Source organism: Nostoc mirabile CHAB5784 (genome assembly GCF_020829645.1).
GTDB classification, from domain to species: domain Bacteria; phylum Cyanobacteriota; class Cyanobacteriia; order Cyanobacteriales; family Nostocaceae; genus Nostoc; species Nostoc mirabile.
In genome coordinates, this window is sequence record NZ_JAIVFS010000001.1 from 207,565 (window position 1) to 225,790 (window position 18,226).

The 18,226-nt window shown below is 42.9% G+C and carries 17 protein-coding genes, 1 tRNA gene and 1 pseudogene; 12 read left to right on the forward strand and 7 right to left on the reverse strand.

Annotated elements, in window-relative coordinates; translation table 11 throughout:
- Positions 1–286 precede the first annotated feature (286 nt).
- The 4 genes from LC653_RS01045 (at position 287) to LC653_RS01060 (ending at position 3,435) form a co-directional block, all read left to right on the forward strand.
- Positions 287–841, forward strand: a complete 555-nt coding sequence (locus tag LC653_RS01045) for a thioredoxin family protein (protein WP_229492191.1) — start codon at positions 287–289, stop codon at positions 839–841.
- Between the two features lie 71 nt (positions 842–912).
- Positions 913–1,641, forward strand: a complete 729-nt coding sequence (gene pyrH / locus LC653_RS01050; protein WP_100898733.1) for a UMP kinase — start codon at positions 913–915, stop codon at positions 1,639–1,641.
- The gene (gene frr, locus LC653_RS01055; RefSeq protein WP_229492192.1) at positions 1,628–2,176 is read left to right on the forward strand and encodes a ribosome recycling factor; all 549 of its coding nucleotides are present in this window, start codon (positions 1,628–1,630) and stop codon (positions 2,174–2,176) included. Before pyrH ends, frr begins: the two co-directional genes overlap by 14 nt.
- A 137-nt stretch (positions 2,177–2,313) precedes the next feature.
- Positions 2,314–3,435, forward strand: coding sequence for a geranylgeranyl reductase family protein (locus LC653_RS01060; RefSeq protein WP_229492193.1), 1,122 nt, complete (start codon positions 2,314–2,316; stop codon positions 3,433–3,435).
- Between the two features lie 126 nt (positions 3,436–3,561).
- On the opposite strand, the gene LC653_RS01065 is transcribed toward LC653_RS01060, so the two are convergent.
- Both LC653_RS01065 and LC653_RS01070 read right to left on the reverse strand, forming a co-directional pair.
- Complete coding sequence (locus tag LC653_RS01065; RefSeq protein WP_229492194.1) at positions 3,562–4,431, reverse strand: CPBP family intramembrane glutamic endopeptidase; 870 nt, start codon at positions 4,429–4,431, stop codon at positions 3,562–3,564.
- Positions 4,432–4,726: 295 nt separating this feature from the next.
- Positions 4,727–5,164 (reverse strand): AbrB family transcriptional regulator, encoded by a 438-nt coding sequence (locus LC653_RS01070; protein WP_094350106.1) that lies wholly within the window; start codon positions 5,162–5,164, stop codon positions 4,727–4,729.
- 1,456 nt (positions 5,165–6,620) lie between these two features.
- Between LC653_RS01070 and LC653_RS01075 the strand changes: the two genes are divergently transcribed.
- Positions 6,621–7,628: a succinate dehydrogenase/fumarate reductase iron-sulfur subunit gene (locus LC653_RS01075; protein ID WP_229492324.1), complete on the forward strand. Its 1,008-nt coding sequence runs from the start codon at positions 6,621–6,623 to the stop codon at positions 7,626–7,628.
- Between the two features lie 63 nt (positions 7,629–7,691).
- Here the strand turns inward: LC653_RS01075 and LC653_RS01080 are convergent, their stop codons facing one another.
- The 4 genes from LC653_RS01080 to psbX form a co-directional block, all read right to left on the reverse strand.
- Positions 7,692–8,216, reverse strand: a complete 525-nt coding sequence (locus LC653_RS01080) for a TolB family protein (RefSeq protein ID WP_229492195.1) — start codon at positions 8,214–8,216, stop codon at positions 7,692–7,694.
- Positions 8,217–8,357: 141 nt separating this feature from the next.
- Entirely contained in the window at positions 8,358–8,918 is a 561-nt protein-coding gene (locus LC653_RS01085; protein ID WP_229492196.1) for a TolB family protein, read from the reverse strand.
- Between the two features lie 47 nt (positions 8,919–8,965).
- A complete protein-coding gene (locus tag LC653_RS01090) occupies positions 8,966–9,892 on the reverse strand; it encodes a Ycf66 family protein (RefSeq protein ID WP_229492197.1) in 927 nt (308 codons plus the stop codon).
- Positions 9,893–10,137: 245 nt separating this feature from the next.
- A complete protein-coding gene (gene psbX / locus LC653_RS01095; RefSeq protein ID WP_174709687.1) occupies positions 10,138–10,257 on the reverse strand; it encodes a photosystem II reaction center X protein in 120 nt (39 codons plus the stop codon).
- A gap of 259 nt (positions 10,258–10,516) precedes the next feature.
- On the opposite strand from psbX, the gene LC653_RS01100 reads away from it, so the two are divergent.
- Positions 10,517–10,810, forward strand: a complete 294-nt coding sequence (locus LC653_RS01100) for a YggT family protein (RefSeq protein ID WP_190729864.1) — start codon at positions 10,517–10,519, stop codon at positions 10,808–10,810.
- Positions 10,811–11,512: 702 nt separating this feature from the next.
- On the opposite strand, the gene accC is transcribed toward LC653_RS01100, so the two are convergent.
- Positions 11,513–12,856 carry an acetyl-CoA carboxylase biotin carboxylase subunit gene (gene accC / locus LC653_RS01105; RefSeq protein WP_229492198.1) on the reverse strand — a complete coding sequence of 448 codons (1,344 nt, stop codon included), beginning with the start codon at positions 12,854–12,856 and terminating at the stop codon, positions 11,513–11,515.
- A 523-nt stretch (positions 12,857–13,379) separates the two neighbouring features.
- Here accC and LC653_RS01110 point away from each other — a divergent pair.
- The 6 genes and pseudogenes from LC653_RS01110 (at position 13,380) to LC653_RS01135 (ending at position 18,167) form a co-directional block, all read left to right on the forward strand.
- Positions 13,380–13,462 (forward strand) — tRNA-Leu (locus tag LC653_RS01110).
- Between the two features lie 127 nt (positions 13,463–13,589).
- Positions 13,590–14,213, forward strand: coding sequence for a chorismate lyase (locus LC653_RS01115; protein ID WP_229492199.1), 624 nt, complete (start codon positions 13,590–13,592; stop codon positions 14,211–14,213).
- 209 nt (positions 14,214–14,422) lie between these two features.
- Positions 14,423–14,533: pseudogene (locus tag LC653_RS01120) on the forward strand (Uma2 family endonuclease); the annotation flags it as partial.
- A 31-nt stretch (positions 14,534–14,564) separates the two neighbouring features.
- On the forward strand, positions 14,565–15,128 hold the full coding sequence (locus LC653_RS01125; protein ID WP_229492200.1) for a Uma2 family endonuclease: 564 nt from the start codon (positions 14,565–14,567) through the stop codon (positions 15,126–15,128).
- 87 nt (positions 15,129–15,215) lie between these two features.
- A complete protein-coding gene (locus tag LC653_RS01130) occupies positions 15,216–15,779 on the forward strand; it encodes a Uma2 family endonuclease (RefSeq protein ID WP_229492201.1) in 564 nt (187 codons plus the stop codon).
- 621 nt (positions 15,780–16,400) lie between these two features.
- Positions 16,401–18,167 (forward strand): DUF3352 domain-containing protein, encoded by a 1,767-nt coding sequence (locus LC653_RS01135; protein WP_229492202.1) that lies wholly within the window; start codon positions 16,401–16,403, stop codon positions 18,165–18,167.
- The last annotated feature ends 59 nt before the right edge of the window (positions 18,168–18,226 follow it).

Consider the following 18,226-nt stretch of genomic DNA (forward strand, 5'->3'; position numbering starts at 1 on the left):
AGCATAGAAAGTTTCCGTCTTGTTGATAGAGGTAATTTACTCACAACTTAGATTATGTCAGTATTAGAAATCATAACTTCTATAATGTGAGTAATATTTTCGCTATTTTTTAGATGTGAGTGAATTAGCATCACTGCTAGATTCAGTAGTTTCACAATTTACGATCGCAAATTTGGTATATAACATTGTCGAAGATGAGGCATCGGCTAAGGGGTGGTTTGCAACTGGAAACTGACGCTGAATTTAACAATATTTTTCTTGTTCCTAGTTCTGCGAGCCAGAAATCATGAATCTACTAGAAACAATCGATACTCCCGTTGGGAGCTATGCACCCGATTTTGAACTGCCAGGAATTGATGATCAAGTACACCATCTCAGGCGTTATCTTGAAAAGTTCCGAGCAGTGGGCGTTATTTCCATGTGTAACCACTGCCCTTATGTAGAGTGGTACATAGACAGGTTAAAAAACATTCAAACCAAATTTGCCCCCAAAGGCTTCACATTAATTGGTATGAATGGTAGTAATGGTAATCACGGCACTAGGACAAGCTTTGAAAATATGAAAGCTTTTGCCCAGCGTCACGATTTGAACTTTCCTTACCTGTGGGACTCGACGCAAGATGTAACCCGGAGTTTTGGTGCTACAAAAACACCAATGGCATTTTTAATAGATAGTAATGGTATAGTACGATACAAAGGTAAAATTGACAATCATCCCCAAGATGCATTATCGGTGGGAGAGGATTATTTGAAAACTGCGATCGCTTCTCTGTTTCTTGGTCAAGAAATAGATATACCAGAAACAGAACCAATAGGTACTACATTGATTTGGCGTAACTAGACATAGATAGTCCCTGTAACTGCTATCTTAAATTGGAGGCAATTGCAACTTTTTTGATAAAGCGGAACTTCATGGGAACGAACTACCGACGGGTTTTACTCAAACTGAGCGGTGAAGCCTTAATGGGCAACATGGGCTATGGTATTGATCCCGAAGTGGTCAAAGGCATAGCACAAGAATTAGCAGAGGTGATAGCCACTGGCACTCAAATCGCCATAGTTGTTGGCGGCGGCAATATTTTTCGTGGCGTTAAAGCAGCGTCGGCGGGGATGGACAGGGCAACCGCTGACTATATTGGGATGATTGCCACGGTAATGAACGCCATGACGCTGCAAGATTCGCTAGAACGCATAGGAGTACAGACGCGGGTGCAAACTGCGATCGCTATGCAAGAATTAGCAGAACCGTATATCCGTCGTCGTGCCATCCGCCATCTTGAAAAAGGGCGGGTGGTAATTTTTGGTGCTGGTTCTGGAAATCCCTTCTTTACTACAGATACTACTGCGGCATTAAGAGCCGCAGAAATTGATGCAGAAGTGATTTTTAAAGCCACCAAAGTAGACGGAGTGTATGATGCTGATCCTCACATTTATCCTGACGCCAAGCGTTACAATAGCCTTACCTACGCGCACGTTTTAGCGAAAGATTTGCGGGTGATGGATAGTACGGCGATCGCCTTGTGTAAAGAAAATAATATCCCAATTCTGGTATTTGACCTAACGGTGCGAGGTAACATCCACCGAGCAGTCTTGGGAGAATCCATCGGTACCCTTGTGGGAGGTTCTTGTGATATTAGCTGACGCGAAAAGTAAAATGCAAAGTTCTGTTGATTCAACTCAACGAGCTTTTAACACGATTCGCACTGGTCGCGCCAATGCGAGTCTATTAGATAAGGTATTAGTGGACTACTACGGTTCGCCCACGCCCTTAAAATCACTGGCAAATATTAGCACGCCAGATGCCTCGACAATTCTGATTCAGCCTTATGAGCGCAACACCCTAAACATTGTTGAGAAGGCGATTTCCCTCTCAGATGTAGGTTTAACCCCCAGCAACGATGGTTCTGTAATTCGGCTGAATATTCCGCCTTTGACAAGCGATCGCCGTAAAGAATTTGTCAAAATGGCATCTAAATATGCTGAAGAGGGTCGCGTTGCTATTCGTAACATCCGCCGCGATGCCATAGACGCGATTCGCAAACAGGAGAAAGCCGCTGAAATCTCCAAAGATGAATCAAAAGACCAACAAGATAGCTTGCAAAAACTGACAAACGAGTACACTGCCAAAATAGACTCACTTTTGGCAGAAAAAGAAAAGGACATCTCGACTGTTTAAAGTCTAAAGTCTGAAGCATAAAGGCTGAAGGATGATGGTTAAATTCTTCAGCCTTTATCATTTATTAGGGTATTTAACAAAAATTGATCGACTATCTCAATAGAAAATCACTAGTTCAGGAGCAAAAATTCAGCCTTATGTACGACTGCATCATCGTCGGCGCTGGGCCAGCTGGTGGAACAGCTGCATATCATTTAGCTAAACAAGGTCGCTCAGTATTAGTGTTAGAAAAAGAATCCCTACCAAGATATAAGCCTTGTGGCGGTGGTGTATCTCCAGCGATCGCTCAATGGTTTGACTTTGATTTTAGCCCAGCGATTTCTGTAAAAGCCGACTCCCTTCGCTTTACCTGGAAATTGGGCGACCCTGTGGAAGCAAAAATCGCAACAATTGAACCAGTCTGGATGGTACGACGAGATATTTTTGACCATTTTCTTGTGCAGCAAGGGCAGAAGCAAGGGGCTGAACTACGAGATAATACTGAAGTCACGGGTATTGAGTTTCAAAGCGACTATTGGCAAGTTAACACAGCCAATGGGCCAGTTACAGGTCGCTACTTAATCGCGGCTGATGGTGTCAAGGGGCCAATGGCAAAATGGCTAGGCTTCAAAGACCGTAAACGCCGTTTAGCAGGAGCTTTGGAAGCAGAAGTTCTCGCAGATGTCAAGGACAAATCCACAATTCACTTCGAGTTTGGCTTAGTGAAAAATGGTTACATCTGGAACTTTCCGAAGGCGGACGGTTATTCAATTGGTGTCGGTACGTTTATCGGTGGACAACCTCAAGACTTTAAAAAGATTTTAGATGAGTACGCGCGATCGTTTGATGTAGATATCAAAACTAGCAAGCAGTATGGTTATCCCCTTTGCTTGTGGGATGGCAACCAACAGTTGCATACTCAAAATGCGGTTTTGGCTGGGGAAGCTGCTTGTGTAGTTGATCCCATGACAGCAGAAGGCATTCGTCCGTCAATTTTTAGCGGTTTGATGGCAGCAGGAGCCATTAATCAGGCTCTTTCTGGTGATACCAACGCTTTAGAAAAATATAGTGAAGCCATTAATGAAGAATGGGGTACTGAGATGGCTTGGGCACAAAAATTAGGTGGAGCATTCTATCGCTTTCCTGGCATTGGCTACAAAGTTGGTGTTAAGCGCCCCTCGGGTGCCCAAATCATGGGTAAGATTCTATGTGGAGAACTACGCTATGGCGACGTTGCTGATCGCGCGCTCAAGCGTTTAATTCCTGGTTTTGGAGGTTAAGTATTAGGGATTAGGTAACGAATCTCTAGTGGACAAGACGTCCACCCCAAAAAAATTAATCATCTCTTGTGGGGTGGGCGTCTCGCCCGCCCTATTTTCACTTTATTTTTGAATTGTTAATTATGCTTAAAAATACCTAGAGAAAAGCCAGATAATCACTCCAGTTCCCAATACACAAATAATTCCCGCCAAACCAGCTAGGGGTTTTTTGTTCTTACCTGTGAACCAATCAGAGACTTTACCTGTATAAGTAATTAATTCTGCTGTGTCTATGGTAGCGATCGCCCATATCCATCCCGCGTGCAGTCCCCAAGCTAAACCCAAATTGTTGCTAGAGGCAAAGCGTGCCAACACTAGCACCATTCCCATCAGCCACAATCCAGGGAGTTGAGGTGCGGTTTCGCGTTGCTCCCAAACTAGGTGTAGCAAGGCAAATATCAAGCTAGAAATTGCTGCTGCTACCCAAACTGGATAATCTTGTGCTAATTCAGTAAACAGGAAACCGCGAAAAACTAACTCTTCTATCCCACCGACTAATAACGCTATCAAGAAAATCGGTAGCAAGATGGGTAGTAGTAACTTGAAATTCGTCTTTTCAAAAGAACACCAACCTAATCCGAATTGCCCACTAAATACAATAGCTAGGCTCATCACTCCCAAAGCAAAACCTAGTGCTAAAGAACCAAGAGTTGAAAGATTCCCAACAAAGCCGTAATCGGAAAAAGATTTATTGGTAAGCCAACTAACTCCCCATAGAATTAGGGGAGCTAATAGATAGAGTGACACCAATAACGGCATCTTTTGCTCTGGCTGCAAAAGTTTAGGGGGTTGCCAATTGAGCAATATTGCTGATACTGTTGCCACTGGCAACCAGCAAACTATCCAGAAAATAAAAAATGCCATCACTACAACTAGTGCTGGTGCATTTTCCATAAACGCCAGTAAAGCGTTGACAGGAGACTCAAAGTAAGTTGTCAAAATAAACAAAAAAAACACGATAGACTTCTTGCACTATAGATTTCTTGCTGATTAATCAAGACTCTACTAAATTTGGTGACTTTTGCAAGGGGTCTAATCGTATTCTTCACTTGTGACAAAATTTTCTTCTAAATAGAGCTACTAGTACATCTCGGCGTAAATAAGCTACCCATTTGAAACGTCTAAAACCCTTATGCAATGGTAATTACGAATTACGAATTACGAATTACGAATTACGCGAAGCGGTACTAGTTTGCTGTCGAGGTAAGGACAAGTTATCATCACCTGAAACTTATCCCTACCATCAGCAAATTTACTCTTCGTCTTCCAAATCTTCGTCCGATTCGTCGGAGTCTATATCTTGTGAGGTTAGTTTTTTGTCACTTTCACCGAGTTGAATCAGGTGAATATGTTTGTATCCCAACCTAATTTCAAACTCATCTCCAGCCTTTAAGCCCATTGCTTTGGTATATGTGGCACCAATCACAATCTGACCATTTTGATGGACACTAACGCGATATGTCGGTTCACGACCACGACCATCTTTAGGTGCTTCTGGACTTAGAGGAATCCCTCTAGCCGATAGCAAAGCGTCATAAAAATCAGTGAGATTGACACGAACCTGGTTATTCTTAGTAACAGTGTAATAGCCGCACTGTTTAGCTCTTTCTCGGCGTGGTAAAGTGGAAAGTTCTTTTACTTTAGCAAGTAGTGCTTTTCCGGTTAATGGCGCTGTTGCAGTTTCAGTCATTATGCTCAAATTATCCTTACTCTCTCCAAACTGATAAATGATGTAGTCAAATGCTGGCATTTTGCTTTTTAGCATTTGCATAGAGCTACTTAGGACTCTAGTGTAACGGGTCAATTCCTGCCGATAGGAGCCAAAAGCACTTCTATATATGGTTGTCCACAACCAATTAGAGGTCATAGTTGCCATAGAAATTCATTTTGCTGATTTCACGGCACTTTTAACCATTATTCGCCATCAGAAATGAAATTATTTTCTCTTTTGGCGCTACTGTAGCGGTGTAACTTTCAGCCACCTTTACAAATTGGGTTAATTCTACTCCAAATAAGTCGTAGATCCCAAAAAATGCAGGTTTTCCACTTCTAGTGCTTGCCCTTTTGGCCAATGAGCAGGTAGAGTTTTCTCTACTCGTCCTCTTAAGCTTAGGACAGCATAGTATTTCAATAGAGTCCTATGGGCATAAGCCCTTTCGTCCTGCCAGTAGAGACGCGAATTTTCTTGTCTCTACATTACGAATCAACAAAGCAGTAGTAGCCGCGCTGATACGGCTATTTATTCTGTTTTGTGTCTTCGTAATTTTATATTAAATACTAGCATGGACTAATAATAGCAAAATAGTTGTTTAATTTTGAATTAAAGTTGCTGGTAAATTTTTATTTAAATTCCTGGACTTAAAGCTTAGAAAAAGCAGTGAGGATTTTCCTAACCCTTTATTACAAGCGTGAGTATTGCCATCTGCCTTTTATAAAAATTTATCTAATTTAGACGAGCAGTTTTGACCAATGTGTTAAATTCCAGATTTTCTTGATTGAGAGGAGGCAAAAATCTAAAAGTCTCACGCATCCGGGATTCCCGGTACAATAACTTTTATTTTAAAGTGGTGAGGATTTTTCCTCGGTTTATTATCTTTTGCTCAAAAGCAGTCAGATAATTTTGTACGTCTGTCTATGGGAAGAATAAATCTCTTAACATATACCTAGCGCTTGATTGCCACTACTATATATTGAACATGCCCTTTTACACTTATATATAATCAAAAAATTCCGTCAAGCGGTAGCAGCTTCTGCTGAATTTTCTAGTTAGTTGCTCTGACTCAAGTTGACATCAAGACGTGTCGCTAACCTGATATGCATTTAATTGGGATATGATCGCTAGGTCAGAGATGAAGGTAAACTGCTCTTTCCTTTACATTTCTAAACAGGTAAATTCAATGCAAAGCTATGATTACATTTTTGGCGTTTTATCTGAGAATTTGACACAAATCTTGCCTATAGCGCTGCTACAAGTAAAGTTTGAATGGTTATCGTTAAACTAGAATCAGTCGCTCTTTCATAGTCAGCCTATTAACACCAGGCTTTGAATGAACAGCAAAAAAGTATAGCTCACTTTTCAGAACTACCTGCCTTTACTCATGATTTTTGAGGCTGGTGAAGCAATTTTAAAATTTTGGTTAGTCGTCATGGAAGTTATTTTTAAAATCATTCGACAGCAACAAAATTTCTCCCCTGTGGTGCAAACCTACCTCGTAGAGGCAGAACCAGGTAATACAATCCTGGATTGCCTCAATCATATTAAGTGGGAGCAAGATGGAACTTTGGCGTTTCGCAAAAATTGCCGTAATACAATTTGTGGTAGCTGTGCTATGCGAATAAATGGGCGTTCGGCTTTAGCTTGTAAAGAAAATGTTGGCAATGAACTTGCCAGATTACAACAAATACCATCATCCCAAACTAAAGTAAATCCCATTCCCGAAATCACGATCGCTCCTCTGGGGAATATGCCCGTAATTAAAGATTTGGTTGTAGATATGAGCAGCTTCTGGAATAATCTAGAAGCAGTTGCTCCTTATGTGAGTACGGCAGCACGAAAAGTACCAGAAAGAGAGTTTTTGCAAACACCACAAGAGCGATCGCGCCTCGATCAAACTGGTAACTGTATTATGTGTGGTGCTTGTTACTCTGAATGCAACGCCCGTGAAGTTGATCCAAACTTTGTTGGCCCCCATGCCCTTGCCAAAGCTTACCGGATGGTAGCAGACTCCCGCGATAGCGACACCGAAAATCGTTTAGCAAGCTACAACGAAGGTACTAAAGGCGTATGGGGTTGTACCCGTTGTTTGTACTGCGATTCAGTTTGTCCAATGGAGGTTGCACCATTAGAACAAATCACCAAAATTAAACAAGAAATTCTCACCCACAAACAAGCCAGTGATAGTCGCTCAATTCGTCACCGAAAAGTATTGGTGGATTTAGTTAAAGAAGGTGGTTGGATTGATGAACGTCAATTTGGTTTACAAGTTGTTGGTAACTACTTTAAAGATTTAAGAGGATTACTCAGTCTTGCACCCCTCGGTTTGCGGATGATCCTCCGGGGTAAGTTTCCCTTGTCCTTTGAACCTTCACAAGGGACGGAACAAGTGCGATCGCTCATTGAATCTGTGCAACAGGTAGAAGGGAGTAGGGAGTAGGGAATAGGGAATAGGGAATAGAGAATTTTCTTTCACCACTCCCCACTCCCCACTCCCCATTCTTCAACGCGGTTCTTGAGGTATATTCAACGGTTGTCCATAACGGTCATATACTAAAACATCCCACTGCCCGTTGTTACTGGATTCAAAAGCAATCCTACTACCATCAGCGCTAATTGTAGGGTTGCGGACTTCAGATTGTAGGTTATTAGTCAAATTTCGTGATTGGCGTGTTTCCCTGTCGTAGAGAAAAATAGCCGATCGCCCCTGACGGCTAGCACCAAACACTACATAACGACCATCTTGGGAAACGCTAGGATGAGTTGCGATCGCATCAAAGGAATTTAAACCTGGCAAATCAACCAAATCACGAGTCACTGTATCAAACATATAAACATCTTGGCTACCGCGTCGGTCAGTAATAAAAACAATGTATCTCCCAGAAATTTGGGGGTTTAATTCCGACGCTAAACTATTAAGACTCCGCCCTCCCGGATCAAAGGGATAACTCAAAAGGCGAGGGTAGCCAAAACACCCAGTCAATAAACTTAAGGATAAAAATATAGGTATAAAAAAAACACGTTTCATATAATTAGTCATTAGTCATTAGTCATTAGTCATTAGTCAATAGTCTCACAACTCCTAACTCCTAACTCCTGTACAGACGCGATTAATCGCGTCTCTAACTCCTGTACAGACGCGATTAATCGCGTCTCTAACTCCTAACTCCTACGGAGGTGAACCTACAGTTGCACCATTAGGAATATCTAACTCAATATTTGGCCCTCGGTCTAGGACTTCAATATCCCACTGACCATGGCTGGCGGTTTCAAAAACAACATAACGTCCATCTGGGCTGATATTTGGTTTTCTGACCCAGCCGCGATAGGTTGGTGTGACGATTTGCGACTGTTGCGTAGCGCGATCGTAAAGCGCCACCACTGGTCTACCTTGGTCACTAGTAAGATAAGCAATATAACGCCCGGTGTAGCTCAAGCTAGGACTTTCGGCAATTGTCTCCGCTCGGTTTATGCCTGGTGTACTAATAAACAGTTGCCTCTCCACATCGAAAACCAGTAGTTGCTGATTACCATTCCGATTAGATACAAACGCTAAAAAGCGCCCATTTCCACTCAAAGCAGGTTGCTCCTCGGTGTAGCGACTGTTGAGGGAAGTAGGCCCTATAGGAATATTGTTAGAACCACAAGATGCAAGCAAACTAGTTAAACCAAAAACCAGGCTCCAATGAATTGGTCTTTGGAGCCAAAATGTAGGCGTAAATTTTTCCACCTCAACTGTTTTCCGTCGCCTCTAAACCTACTTCCACGCCAACTATTTTAAACATCGTCATTAAAATCGGTCGAATTATCTCGCCCCTCATTTGGCATTTCAACCGGGTTGTATGGCACATAATCAGTTGGGATCGCCTCATCATCTTCGCGCGGTCTTCGAGGAGTTGAGTCCGTTGGTGGACGACGCCTTCTTGGTCTGGGAGCAACATCATCTTCACGATTTTCTGGACGCCCAGACCCGTTATTATTACGGCGAGAAGGTTTTCTGACTTCCCCTCCCGAACTTTCCCAATCATCAACTTGCCTAGATGAAGAACCCCAATTTTCTTCTTCAGAGCTTTCAGAAGGGCGATTCACAGGACGGCCAGAAGTCCGCCGCCGCGTTCTATCAGCTGGAGCCTGTCTTTCACTACTGCTACTACTGCTGCTGTTGCGGCGTTCTGAACGGCGGGGGGGTTGCTCTTCGTAGTAGTTATCACGAGTGGAAATCTCATCCCTGCTACCCCGAATCCGGGCACGCACGGGGCGTTCCTCCTCGTCTTCATAAGGCAATGGATCTAAGTCTGCATCCATTTCAGCTTGATACTTTCTGCGATCATTGTACGAATAGCGATCGCTAACCGGTCGGTCTTCGTCCACAATCGGAGTGTTGCGCTTTGCTTGCTGGGTAGCTATACTCCGCAGACGAATACTTTCAACTGCAAAAAACACAGTTGTGCCAACTAAAAGCAATTGACCAAATTGTAGAATCGGGTCTAACCGCCATCCTTGAAACACGAGAATGAAGCCGCAGAGCAAGCCGACTGCCGCAAAAAAGATATCTTGATCTCGTGACAATTCTGGACGCACAGTGCGGAGAAAATACAGTGCTGCCCCAGCCACAGCCAGGAAAATTCCTAGAATACTGGCTGAGTTTGCCCCAAAATTTACCTGAGCCAGAAAACTGGCTGAGTTCAGCCCAAAATTTATCATTGCTGTTTTCCCAATATCAAATCTATGTTAGCGAGTCACAATTAAAATCACTACTGTAATTAGAGACGATATATTGAAGCTTCAAAGCCTCTGGCAAAGAAGCTCTGAAGCTGTTCACCGAAAAATAAAAAAACCTATGTCTGTCAGCTACAACTGCCACTAGCGGCAAACACTGCTGCTTTTAGGGCAATTATAAATACCTGACAGACAATCGGTTATGAGAGTTGAATTAACTCTCACAAGCATTATGAACGCTGGATTTTATCTTTTTGGCTAATGAAAATTAGACCAACCGTAGCGGGGATTACAACAATTGCAGTACCCCATAGCAGACTCCAAAGAAAATTTGCTAAAGAAGGCGTCATACTTCTAAACCTTTTTTTACACACTTCATCCTAATTTTAATAGTGTATTACTTTCTTGAGAAGCCTCTAACTCTGAACTGCCAAACTTGGTAACTGCTGTGAGGGAGTTTGCTTTTGTATTTCACAAGGAAGTGGCAGCATTTGGTTAAAATGATGATAAGAGTGCTTTACAAAGCTTCAAATTTTGTGGCGTTAGCGAAGCGCGGCTTGCCGTTCGCCTAAGTTTTTCTTTCTTTACGATAGATAGTATCTTAAACCAATGACTGGTGTTGACCTGACTGCTTGGATTCTTGGCCCTGTGTTAGGGCTGATGACATTTTTATTTATATTTCGCATCATTCTCACTTGGTATCCGCAAGTGAATCTGAATCGTTTGCCCTTTAATTTAATAGCTTGGCCTACCGAACCATTTTTAGTGCCATTGCGAAAACTGGTACAACCTATAGGCGGAGTGGACATTACACCTATTATTTGGGTTGGTATCTTCAGTCTGGTGCGAGAAATATTACTAGGTCAGCAAGGATTACTGACAATGCTGGCTCGTGTAAATTAGGCATGGGGCATGGGGCATTGGGCATTGGGAAGAGGCAGAGGTGCAGTTCTTGCTGGGAGCAGAGGGGAAAGAGGTAATTTTTTATTCTCCTCCCACTCCCAATACGGTTCGGTTAGTATATTTGGCTCTCGGAGATCCCCCCAACCCACGCCAGTCGCTCCACTTGGGGAGACCCCAAGACCGCGCTGGCTCCCCTTAAAAAAGCAGGGCTGTTTCATTCCATTTCAGACAGGATTTGTCAAGATGGTTAGCGAGAAAATTGTAAGTAAGGGTGACGATAAGATGAATATTTAAGCACTTAAATATCAGTAAAATAGTTCATTTTATCGGCACGCTGGTAACAAAATAACCAATTTTTAACAGTTATCAGTTATCAGTTATCAGTTATCAGTTAAGAATTTGATTGTCAATTGGGAGTCAGAGTCCCCCACAACTAAGCAAGTGGTGTTTGAAGTCGCTTTCAAAATTTGAGCACTTAAACCGTGATAACTGATAACTGTTGACTGTTCACTGTTTTAATTGCTAGAACCCTTGATTTTTAAAGCTCTTTCGGGAATGAAACAGCCCTGCCTTAAAAAAGGGGGGGCTTTTCCTCGTATTTACCCCCAATTTATCGGGGTCGCCGTAGGCGGGGGGATCTTAACCGAACCGTATTGCCCCCACTCCCCACTCCCTGCTCCCCACTCCCCACTTCCTACTCCCCTAGCCGTTCATCTCCTGGACAAAACTTGTATAGACATTACCCTGCAAAAATTGTGGAGTTTCCATAATTCTTTGATGAAACCCAATGGTGGTGGGTAGTCCAGTGATGGCACATTCCCGGAGTGCGCGTTTCATGCGGTTAATAGCAGTGGGTCGGTCTGGGGCCCAAACAATTAACTTGCCGATCAAAGAATCGTAGTAAGGCGGGATTTGGTAATCTGTGTAAACGTGGGAATCAATGCGAACACCAGGGCCTCCAGGGGGCAGATAGCCACTTATCCGTCCCGGAGAAGGGCGAAAGTCGTGATCTGGGTCTTCAGCGTTGATCCGGCACTCAATCGAATGACCCCGCAAAACTACTTGCTCTTGGGTAAGTTTAAGTCTTTCCCCTTGGGCAATCCGAATTTGTTCGGCAACCAAGTCTATTCCAGTAATCATCTCTGTTACAGGATGTTCTACTTGAATCCGGGTGTTCATTTCCATAAAGTAGAATTTACCGGATCTATCCAAGAGAAACTCGATAGTACCCGCCCCACTGTAATTAATGAATTGGGCAGCTTTGACAGCAGCTTGTCCCATTTTCTCACGCAGGTCTTGGTCGAGAGCCGGACTTGGTGCTTCTTCTAGTAGCTTTTGATTCCGGCGTTGAATTGAGCAATCCCGTTCGCCCAAGTGGATGACATTACCGTAGTTATCCGCCAAAATTTGAAATTCGATGTGGCGGGGACGTTCAATAAATTTCTCTATGTAAACGCCAGAATTACCAAAAGCTGCTCCTGCTTCGCCTTGGGCTGCTAAGAAAAGTTTGACAAATTCATCTTCAGAACGAACTAGGCGCATACCCCGTCCACCACCCCCGGCTGTGGCTTTGATCATCACTGGATAGCCCATATCCTTGGCAAATTTTAATCCTTCTTCCTCGGATTCTACTAACCCCTCACTACCTGGTACTGTTGGAACTCCAGCTTTTTGCATGGTTTCTTTGGCAGTGGATTTATCCCCCATAAGCTTTATAGCTTCTGGAGTTGGGCCGATAAAAGCAATATGATGGTCGGCACAGATTTCCGCAAACCGGGCATTTTCTGCCAAAAAGCCATAGCCTGGATGAATCGCAGTCGCATTGCGTGTCAGTGCGGCAGCAATAATATTGGGAATATTCAAATAACTTTTACTGCTAGCAGGTTCGCCAATGCAAACCGCTTCATCAGCAAGTTGGACGTGGAGAGCATTCCGGTCAACGGTGGAATGAACCGCGACTGTCGCAATCCCCATTTCTTCACAGGCGCGGAGAATACGAAGGGCGATTTCTCCCCGATTGGCAATTAATATTTTGTCAAACTTCATTTTTTAGTTTCGATATCATTACCAGTAGATTGACATTTTCTCTGATCCAACTTGAAACGACGCTTTCGCATTATTTCAAATTATCATAGGAGATTCGCCACCCTGATTCTAAGCAAACTTCCATATTGCAGGCTTGCTGCCTCTACGGGTCTTACTAGACTAACAACATTGCTGCTGTAAGTCTTAGCTAGCTTACCAAACTGGGTTTTTGCGACGCCGATAGCGACCTAACAGTGCGTCTCCAAGAGTTGCGTTAACGAGTATTCATACCCCTACGGGGATCTTGCTACGCGCAGCGTCTCGTAGAGAGCGTCATAGCCCGTCGTAGACATCGCCTACGGTGGATCGCACCGCACCTCCCACAGTCGCTCTACTCTTTTTAATATCACTTGTGCAGATGCTATATTTCTGTCAGTCTGATACAGCCTTGAGGAAATTTATATTTTTGAGAAATATAACTTTAGATATCACCTTACTATAATAATTATTTTCTTATGCTATAATGTATGTTTAGACAAACCGTGCGGATGTGGCGGAATTGGTATACGCGCACGCTTGAGGTGCGTGTGGGCAATGCCCTTGCGAGTTCGAGTCTCGCCATCCGCATATTTTGTTGATTAGTCAAGGGTCAATAGTCGAGGGTCAATAGACCTTAGACTGTTGACCCTTAAATCTTGGTATAGCTCAGGTTTTTTATGCTTTTATAGAGATACGTGAAGTTTTGTAAAAAGCATTGAGTATTACTTTTACGCCGATAAACAACTTAACACTGCCAGCAGCTTGGCATCGCCTCACTCCGATTTGGCAAGGAGGGGAGGAAATAATTCAAAAAAGTTTACCTCATACTCAGCTAGCACCTGCTTGGCAGTTAATGCTTTTGGGTGACGGCTCTCCAACACGTCATCTAGAATTGCTTACAGGTGAGCCTGTAGAAGTAGATGTCATTGATATGTCATTGATTGGCATGGACTTGGATGGCGCTCCTGATTTAATTCAAGCTGTTCCAGGGCCGCGATTACGGCGGCAAGTGTGGCTGCGGACTGCTTCTGGTCAACGATTAGCCTATGCTACCTCGTGGTGGGAAGCCAGTCATGTAGACGAGTATTTGCAAAATCGTTCATTACCAATTTGGGCGAGTTTAGCTCGTCTTCGCACAGAACTGTATCGGGATGTTCGAGGAATTTACTATGGTGACTCATTGGCGCTAGAGTCTGGTTTTGATGTAACTGGGCCTTTTTGGGGTCGCCACTACTTGTTTTGGCATCATGGACAGCCATTAACCTTAATTTATGAAGTTTTTTCGCCTTATTTAACTAAATATTTGGGAGCTATGCAATTAGATTCCAAATATCAGTAAAAAGGCATGATGTGGTGCGATGGCGTAGGCGATCGCTAGCGAGCAAAATCAAGTAGCTGAAATTATACAATGAAATTATCAAATCTGGTAGTAGTGCCGTTAAACTAATAAGTTTTCGGTGATGGTTTGCCGTTGTTAGGCGATCGCATCCTCTCTAAAATAGAATCATTCCCCAAGTTCAACCATGATTCCACTCAAAACCCAACTCTGATATTCTCCCTCAAACCAAACGTGGTACTGATAGTTTAGAATATTCCTTATTTGAAGGGTTGCAAATTACACCTCAAGAAATCTTCCAACAAGCAAGAATTTCCTACTGATGTTAGCAAGAAAGACACAAGGAAAGGTTTAATGAATACTGTTGTGCTAAATCTAGAACCGATTGCTCATTTAAGCGATGAGCAATTTTATCAATTGTGTATTGCCAATCGTGATTTAAGCCTGGAAATGAATGCAGCCGGAGAATTAATAATTATGCCACCAGTAGGAGGAGAAAGCGGAAATCAAGAAGCAGATTTAATTACAGACTTAAATAATTGGAATCGTCAAGCTAAATTAGGGAAAGTTTTTAGTTCTTCAACTATCTTTATACTTCCCAACGGTGCAAAACGTTCCCCTGATGCTGCTTGGGTAAAATTGGAGCGGTGGCAAGCTTTAACACCAGAACAACGAAAAAAACTTCCGCCACTTGTACCCGATTTTTTAATTGAACTACGTTCAGAGACAGATCGGCTTGCACCGATTCAAGAAAAAATGCAGGAATACATTAAAAATGGTCTACGTTTGGGTTGGCTGATTAATCCTCAAGATGCAAGAGTTGAAATTTACCGACTTTTGAAAGCTGTAGAAGTTGTGCAAATGCCAGCAATTGTTTCTGGAGAAGATATATTACCTGGATTTGAGTTACAAGTATAGGAGGGTTGCAAATTACACCTAAAGAAATCTTCCAACAAGCAAGAATTTCCTACTGATGTTAGCAAGAAAGACATGAGGAAAGGTTTAATGAATAGTGTTGTGCTAAATCTAGAACCGATTGCTCATTTAAGCGATGAGCAATTTTATCAATTGTGTATTGCCAATCGTGATTTAAGCCTGGAAATGAATGCATCTGGAGAATTAATAATTGTGCCACCAGTAGGAGGAGAAAGCGGAAATCAAGAAGCTGGACTGATCGCTGATTTAGAAATTTGGAATCGTCAAGCTAAATTAGGGAAAGTTTTTAGTTCTTCAACTATCTTTATACTTCCCAACGGCGCAAAACGTTCACCTGATGCTGCTTGGGTAAAATTGGAGCGGTGGGAAGCTTTAACACCAGAACAACGAAAAAAATTTCCGCCACTTGTACCCGACTTTTTGATTGAACTACGTTCAGAGACAGATCGGCTTGCACCGATTCAAGAAAAAATGCAGGAATACATTAAAAATGGTCTGCGCTTGGGTTGGCTGATTAATCCTCAAGATGCAAGAGTTGAAATTTACCGACTTTTGAAAGCTGTAGAAGTTGTGCAAATGCCAGCGATTATTTCTGGAGAAGATATACTACCTGGATTTGAGTTGCAAGTATAGGTAAATGATCAGTCTGACGGTATAGCAAAGCTATACCGCATTATCCCAAAAAATACTGCACTTTTGATGTAGCGCGATCGCGTACCCACCCGCTAAGAGGTTGTTTGAAAACTATTTCGCTGTGACTTTAGGCACTTTTAGATCCCCCCTAACCCCCCTTAAAAAGGGGGGAACCGGAATCAAAGTCTCCCAATTTATCGGGAGATTTAGAGGGATCTAAAACTTTTGATACCGACAAGAAGACTTTTCAAACATCCTCTAAGAAAGCGATCGCATATCGCAACCGCGTAAAGCCAAGTCGCTGAAATTGAGTTGCAGTTTTGTCCAGTTAGTTATATTCTCAAATTGCTTGGAATAACAGATTTACTTGCGGAAACTTTCCGACAGAGGAATTAATCTCAGGGAAACGTCCTACGAAATTCAAAAAAGCGTGTTAAAAATGGTAACTGAACTAAAAACATAGCTTTTAAAAGACTAAAGAAAGTTGATTACCGAAGTATCATCAACATCTAGGGTGGAAAAATTTAATCTAATTAGCTGCCCTAAAGAATGGTTAAACCTTTTGGTGTACTTGACTAATCAAGCAAGTAATAAGTTTGCAAGTATAAGGTATAGGTTTCAATGGCACCGCCTCTTGTGTCTGTTCCGATGAAGAAAAATAAGAAACCGTCTCTGGTGCTGACGCTCTCGGCTGCTGGGCTATTGATTGGTGCAGGGAGTGCAGCATACTGGTTGTTAAGCCAGAGACAACGATCTTCTAGCGATTTGCTAGTAGGTGCAAATATTATTCCTGGTGATGCCCTGTTTGCGGTTTCTCTGACAACAGATCCCCAGCAGTGGCAGAAATTGCGGGAGTTTGGGACAAAAGAAACCCAAGCAGAACTGGACAGAAATTTAGTTGAATTGCGCGATCGCTTTCTCACTAATAATGGTTACGACTTCCAGAAAGATATCGCTCCTTGGGTAGGCAATGACGTTACAATCGCAATTCTTGCCCCAGCAATAGCGAGTAAAGCTGCACCCAAACCAGTTACCACCAATGAAGATACTGCTAGCGATCAGCAGTCGATGGTGATGGTATTACCAGTGAAAAACCCAGAAATCGCCAAAAACATTTTGGCACAACCTAAAACCCTTAAACAAGGCAAATGGATTGACCGTATTTATCAAGGGATCGCCATTAAACAAAGTCAGGGACAAGCAGGAGAAAACTTCTTTGCAGCATTACTAGATGGGCGTTTTTTAGTTATAACTGATAGTCCCAAAGCCACAGAACGAGCAATTGACGCTTACAAAAATCAAACATCCCTAGCCACAACAGGGGGCTTTGCTGAGAATTTCCCAAAAATTGCTAACTACCAACGCTTTGGCCAGTTTTACGTAAATGTGCCAACAGCAGCTAAAATAGCCGCAGCTTCTCCAAACCGCCCTTTACCTGCTCAAGTTTTGGCTCAACTGCAAAATAACCAAGGTTTAGCGGGGACAATGACCTTAGAGGCAGAAGGAATCCGCTTTAAGGGCGTTTCTTGGTTAAACCCTAATAGTCAACGGGTGCTGGCGGTAGAAAACAAAGCTGGGAAAATGCAAAGCCGCGTACCAGCAGAAACCTTAATGATGCTATCTGGTGGTAACTTACAGAGGTTGTGGGGAGATTACATTTTAACATCTCAGAGAAATCCCCTCTCGCCGATCGCACCAGAACAGATCAGAGGTGGTATAAAATCGCTTACCGACCTCGATTTAGATAAGGATTTGCTCAGTTGGATGAAAGGCGAGTTTTCCTTATCACTAATTCCTACTACTCCAAAACAAGGTTCACCAGATGATTTTCGTGTGGGTTTACTGTTCATGGTACAGACAAGCAATCGCCAATCAGCTGAAGCATCCATAAAACAGCTCGATGAAGTGATGAGAAATCAATACCAGTTCCAAGTCCAACCGGCAAAAGTCGCAGGTCAACCCGTTGTTAACTGGGTTTCACCCTATGGTACTTTAACTGCCACCCACGGCTGGTTAGATAGAGATGTCGCCTTTCTAGTAGTGGGTGCTCCCGTTACTGATAAAATTCTTCCCAAACCTAACAACACACTAGCTAGCACGATCCCCTTCCAACAAACAGTTCCTACACAACCAAATCCGACAAATGGTCAATTTTTTCTGGATGTGGAACGAACTGTGAAAAATTTTCCCTTACCAACTCTAATTCCCAATCAACAAGCTTTGCTAGCTGCAACGCGCTCAATTGGGATGACATCCGCCGTCAGCGACAGTCGCAGTAACATCTACGACATTTTTCTAGCACTCAAAAAAGTTAGGAACACGACTCCCTTGCCTAGTCCAGAAAGTAATAAGAGCAGTTCTGTTACACCACCTACGACTTCTCCATAACAGCAATATGAAAAGTTAGGAGTTAGGAGTAGAGACGCGATTAATCGCGTCTCTACAGG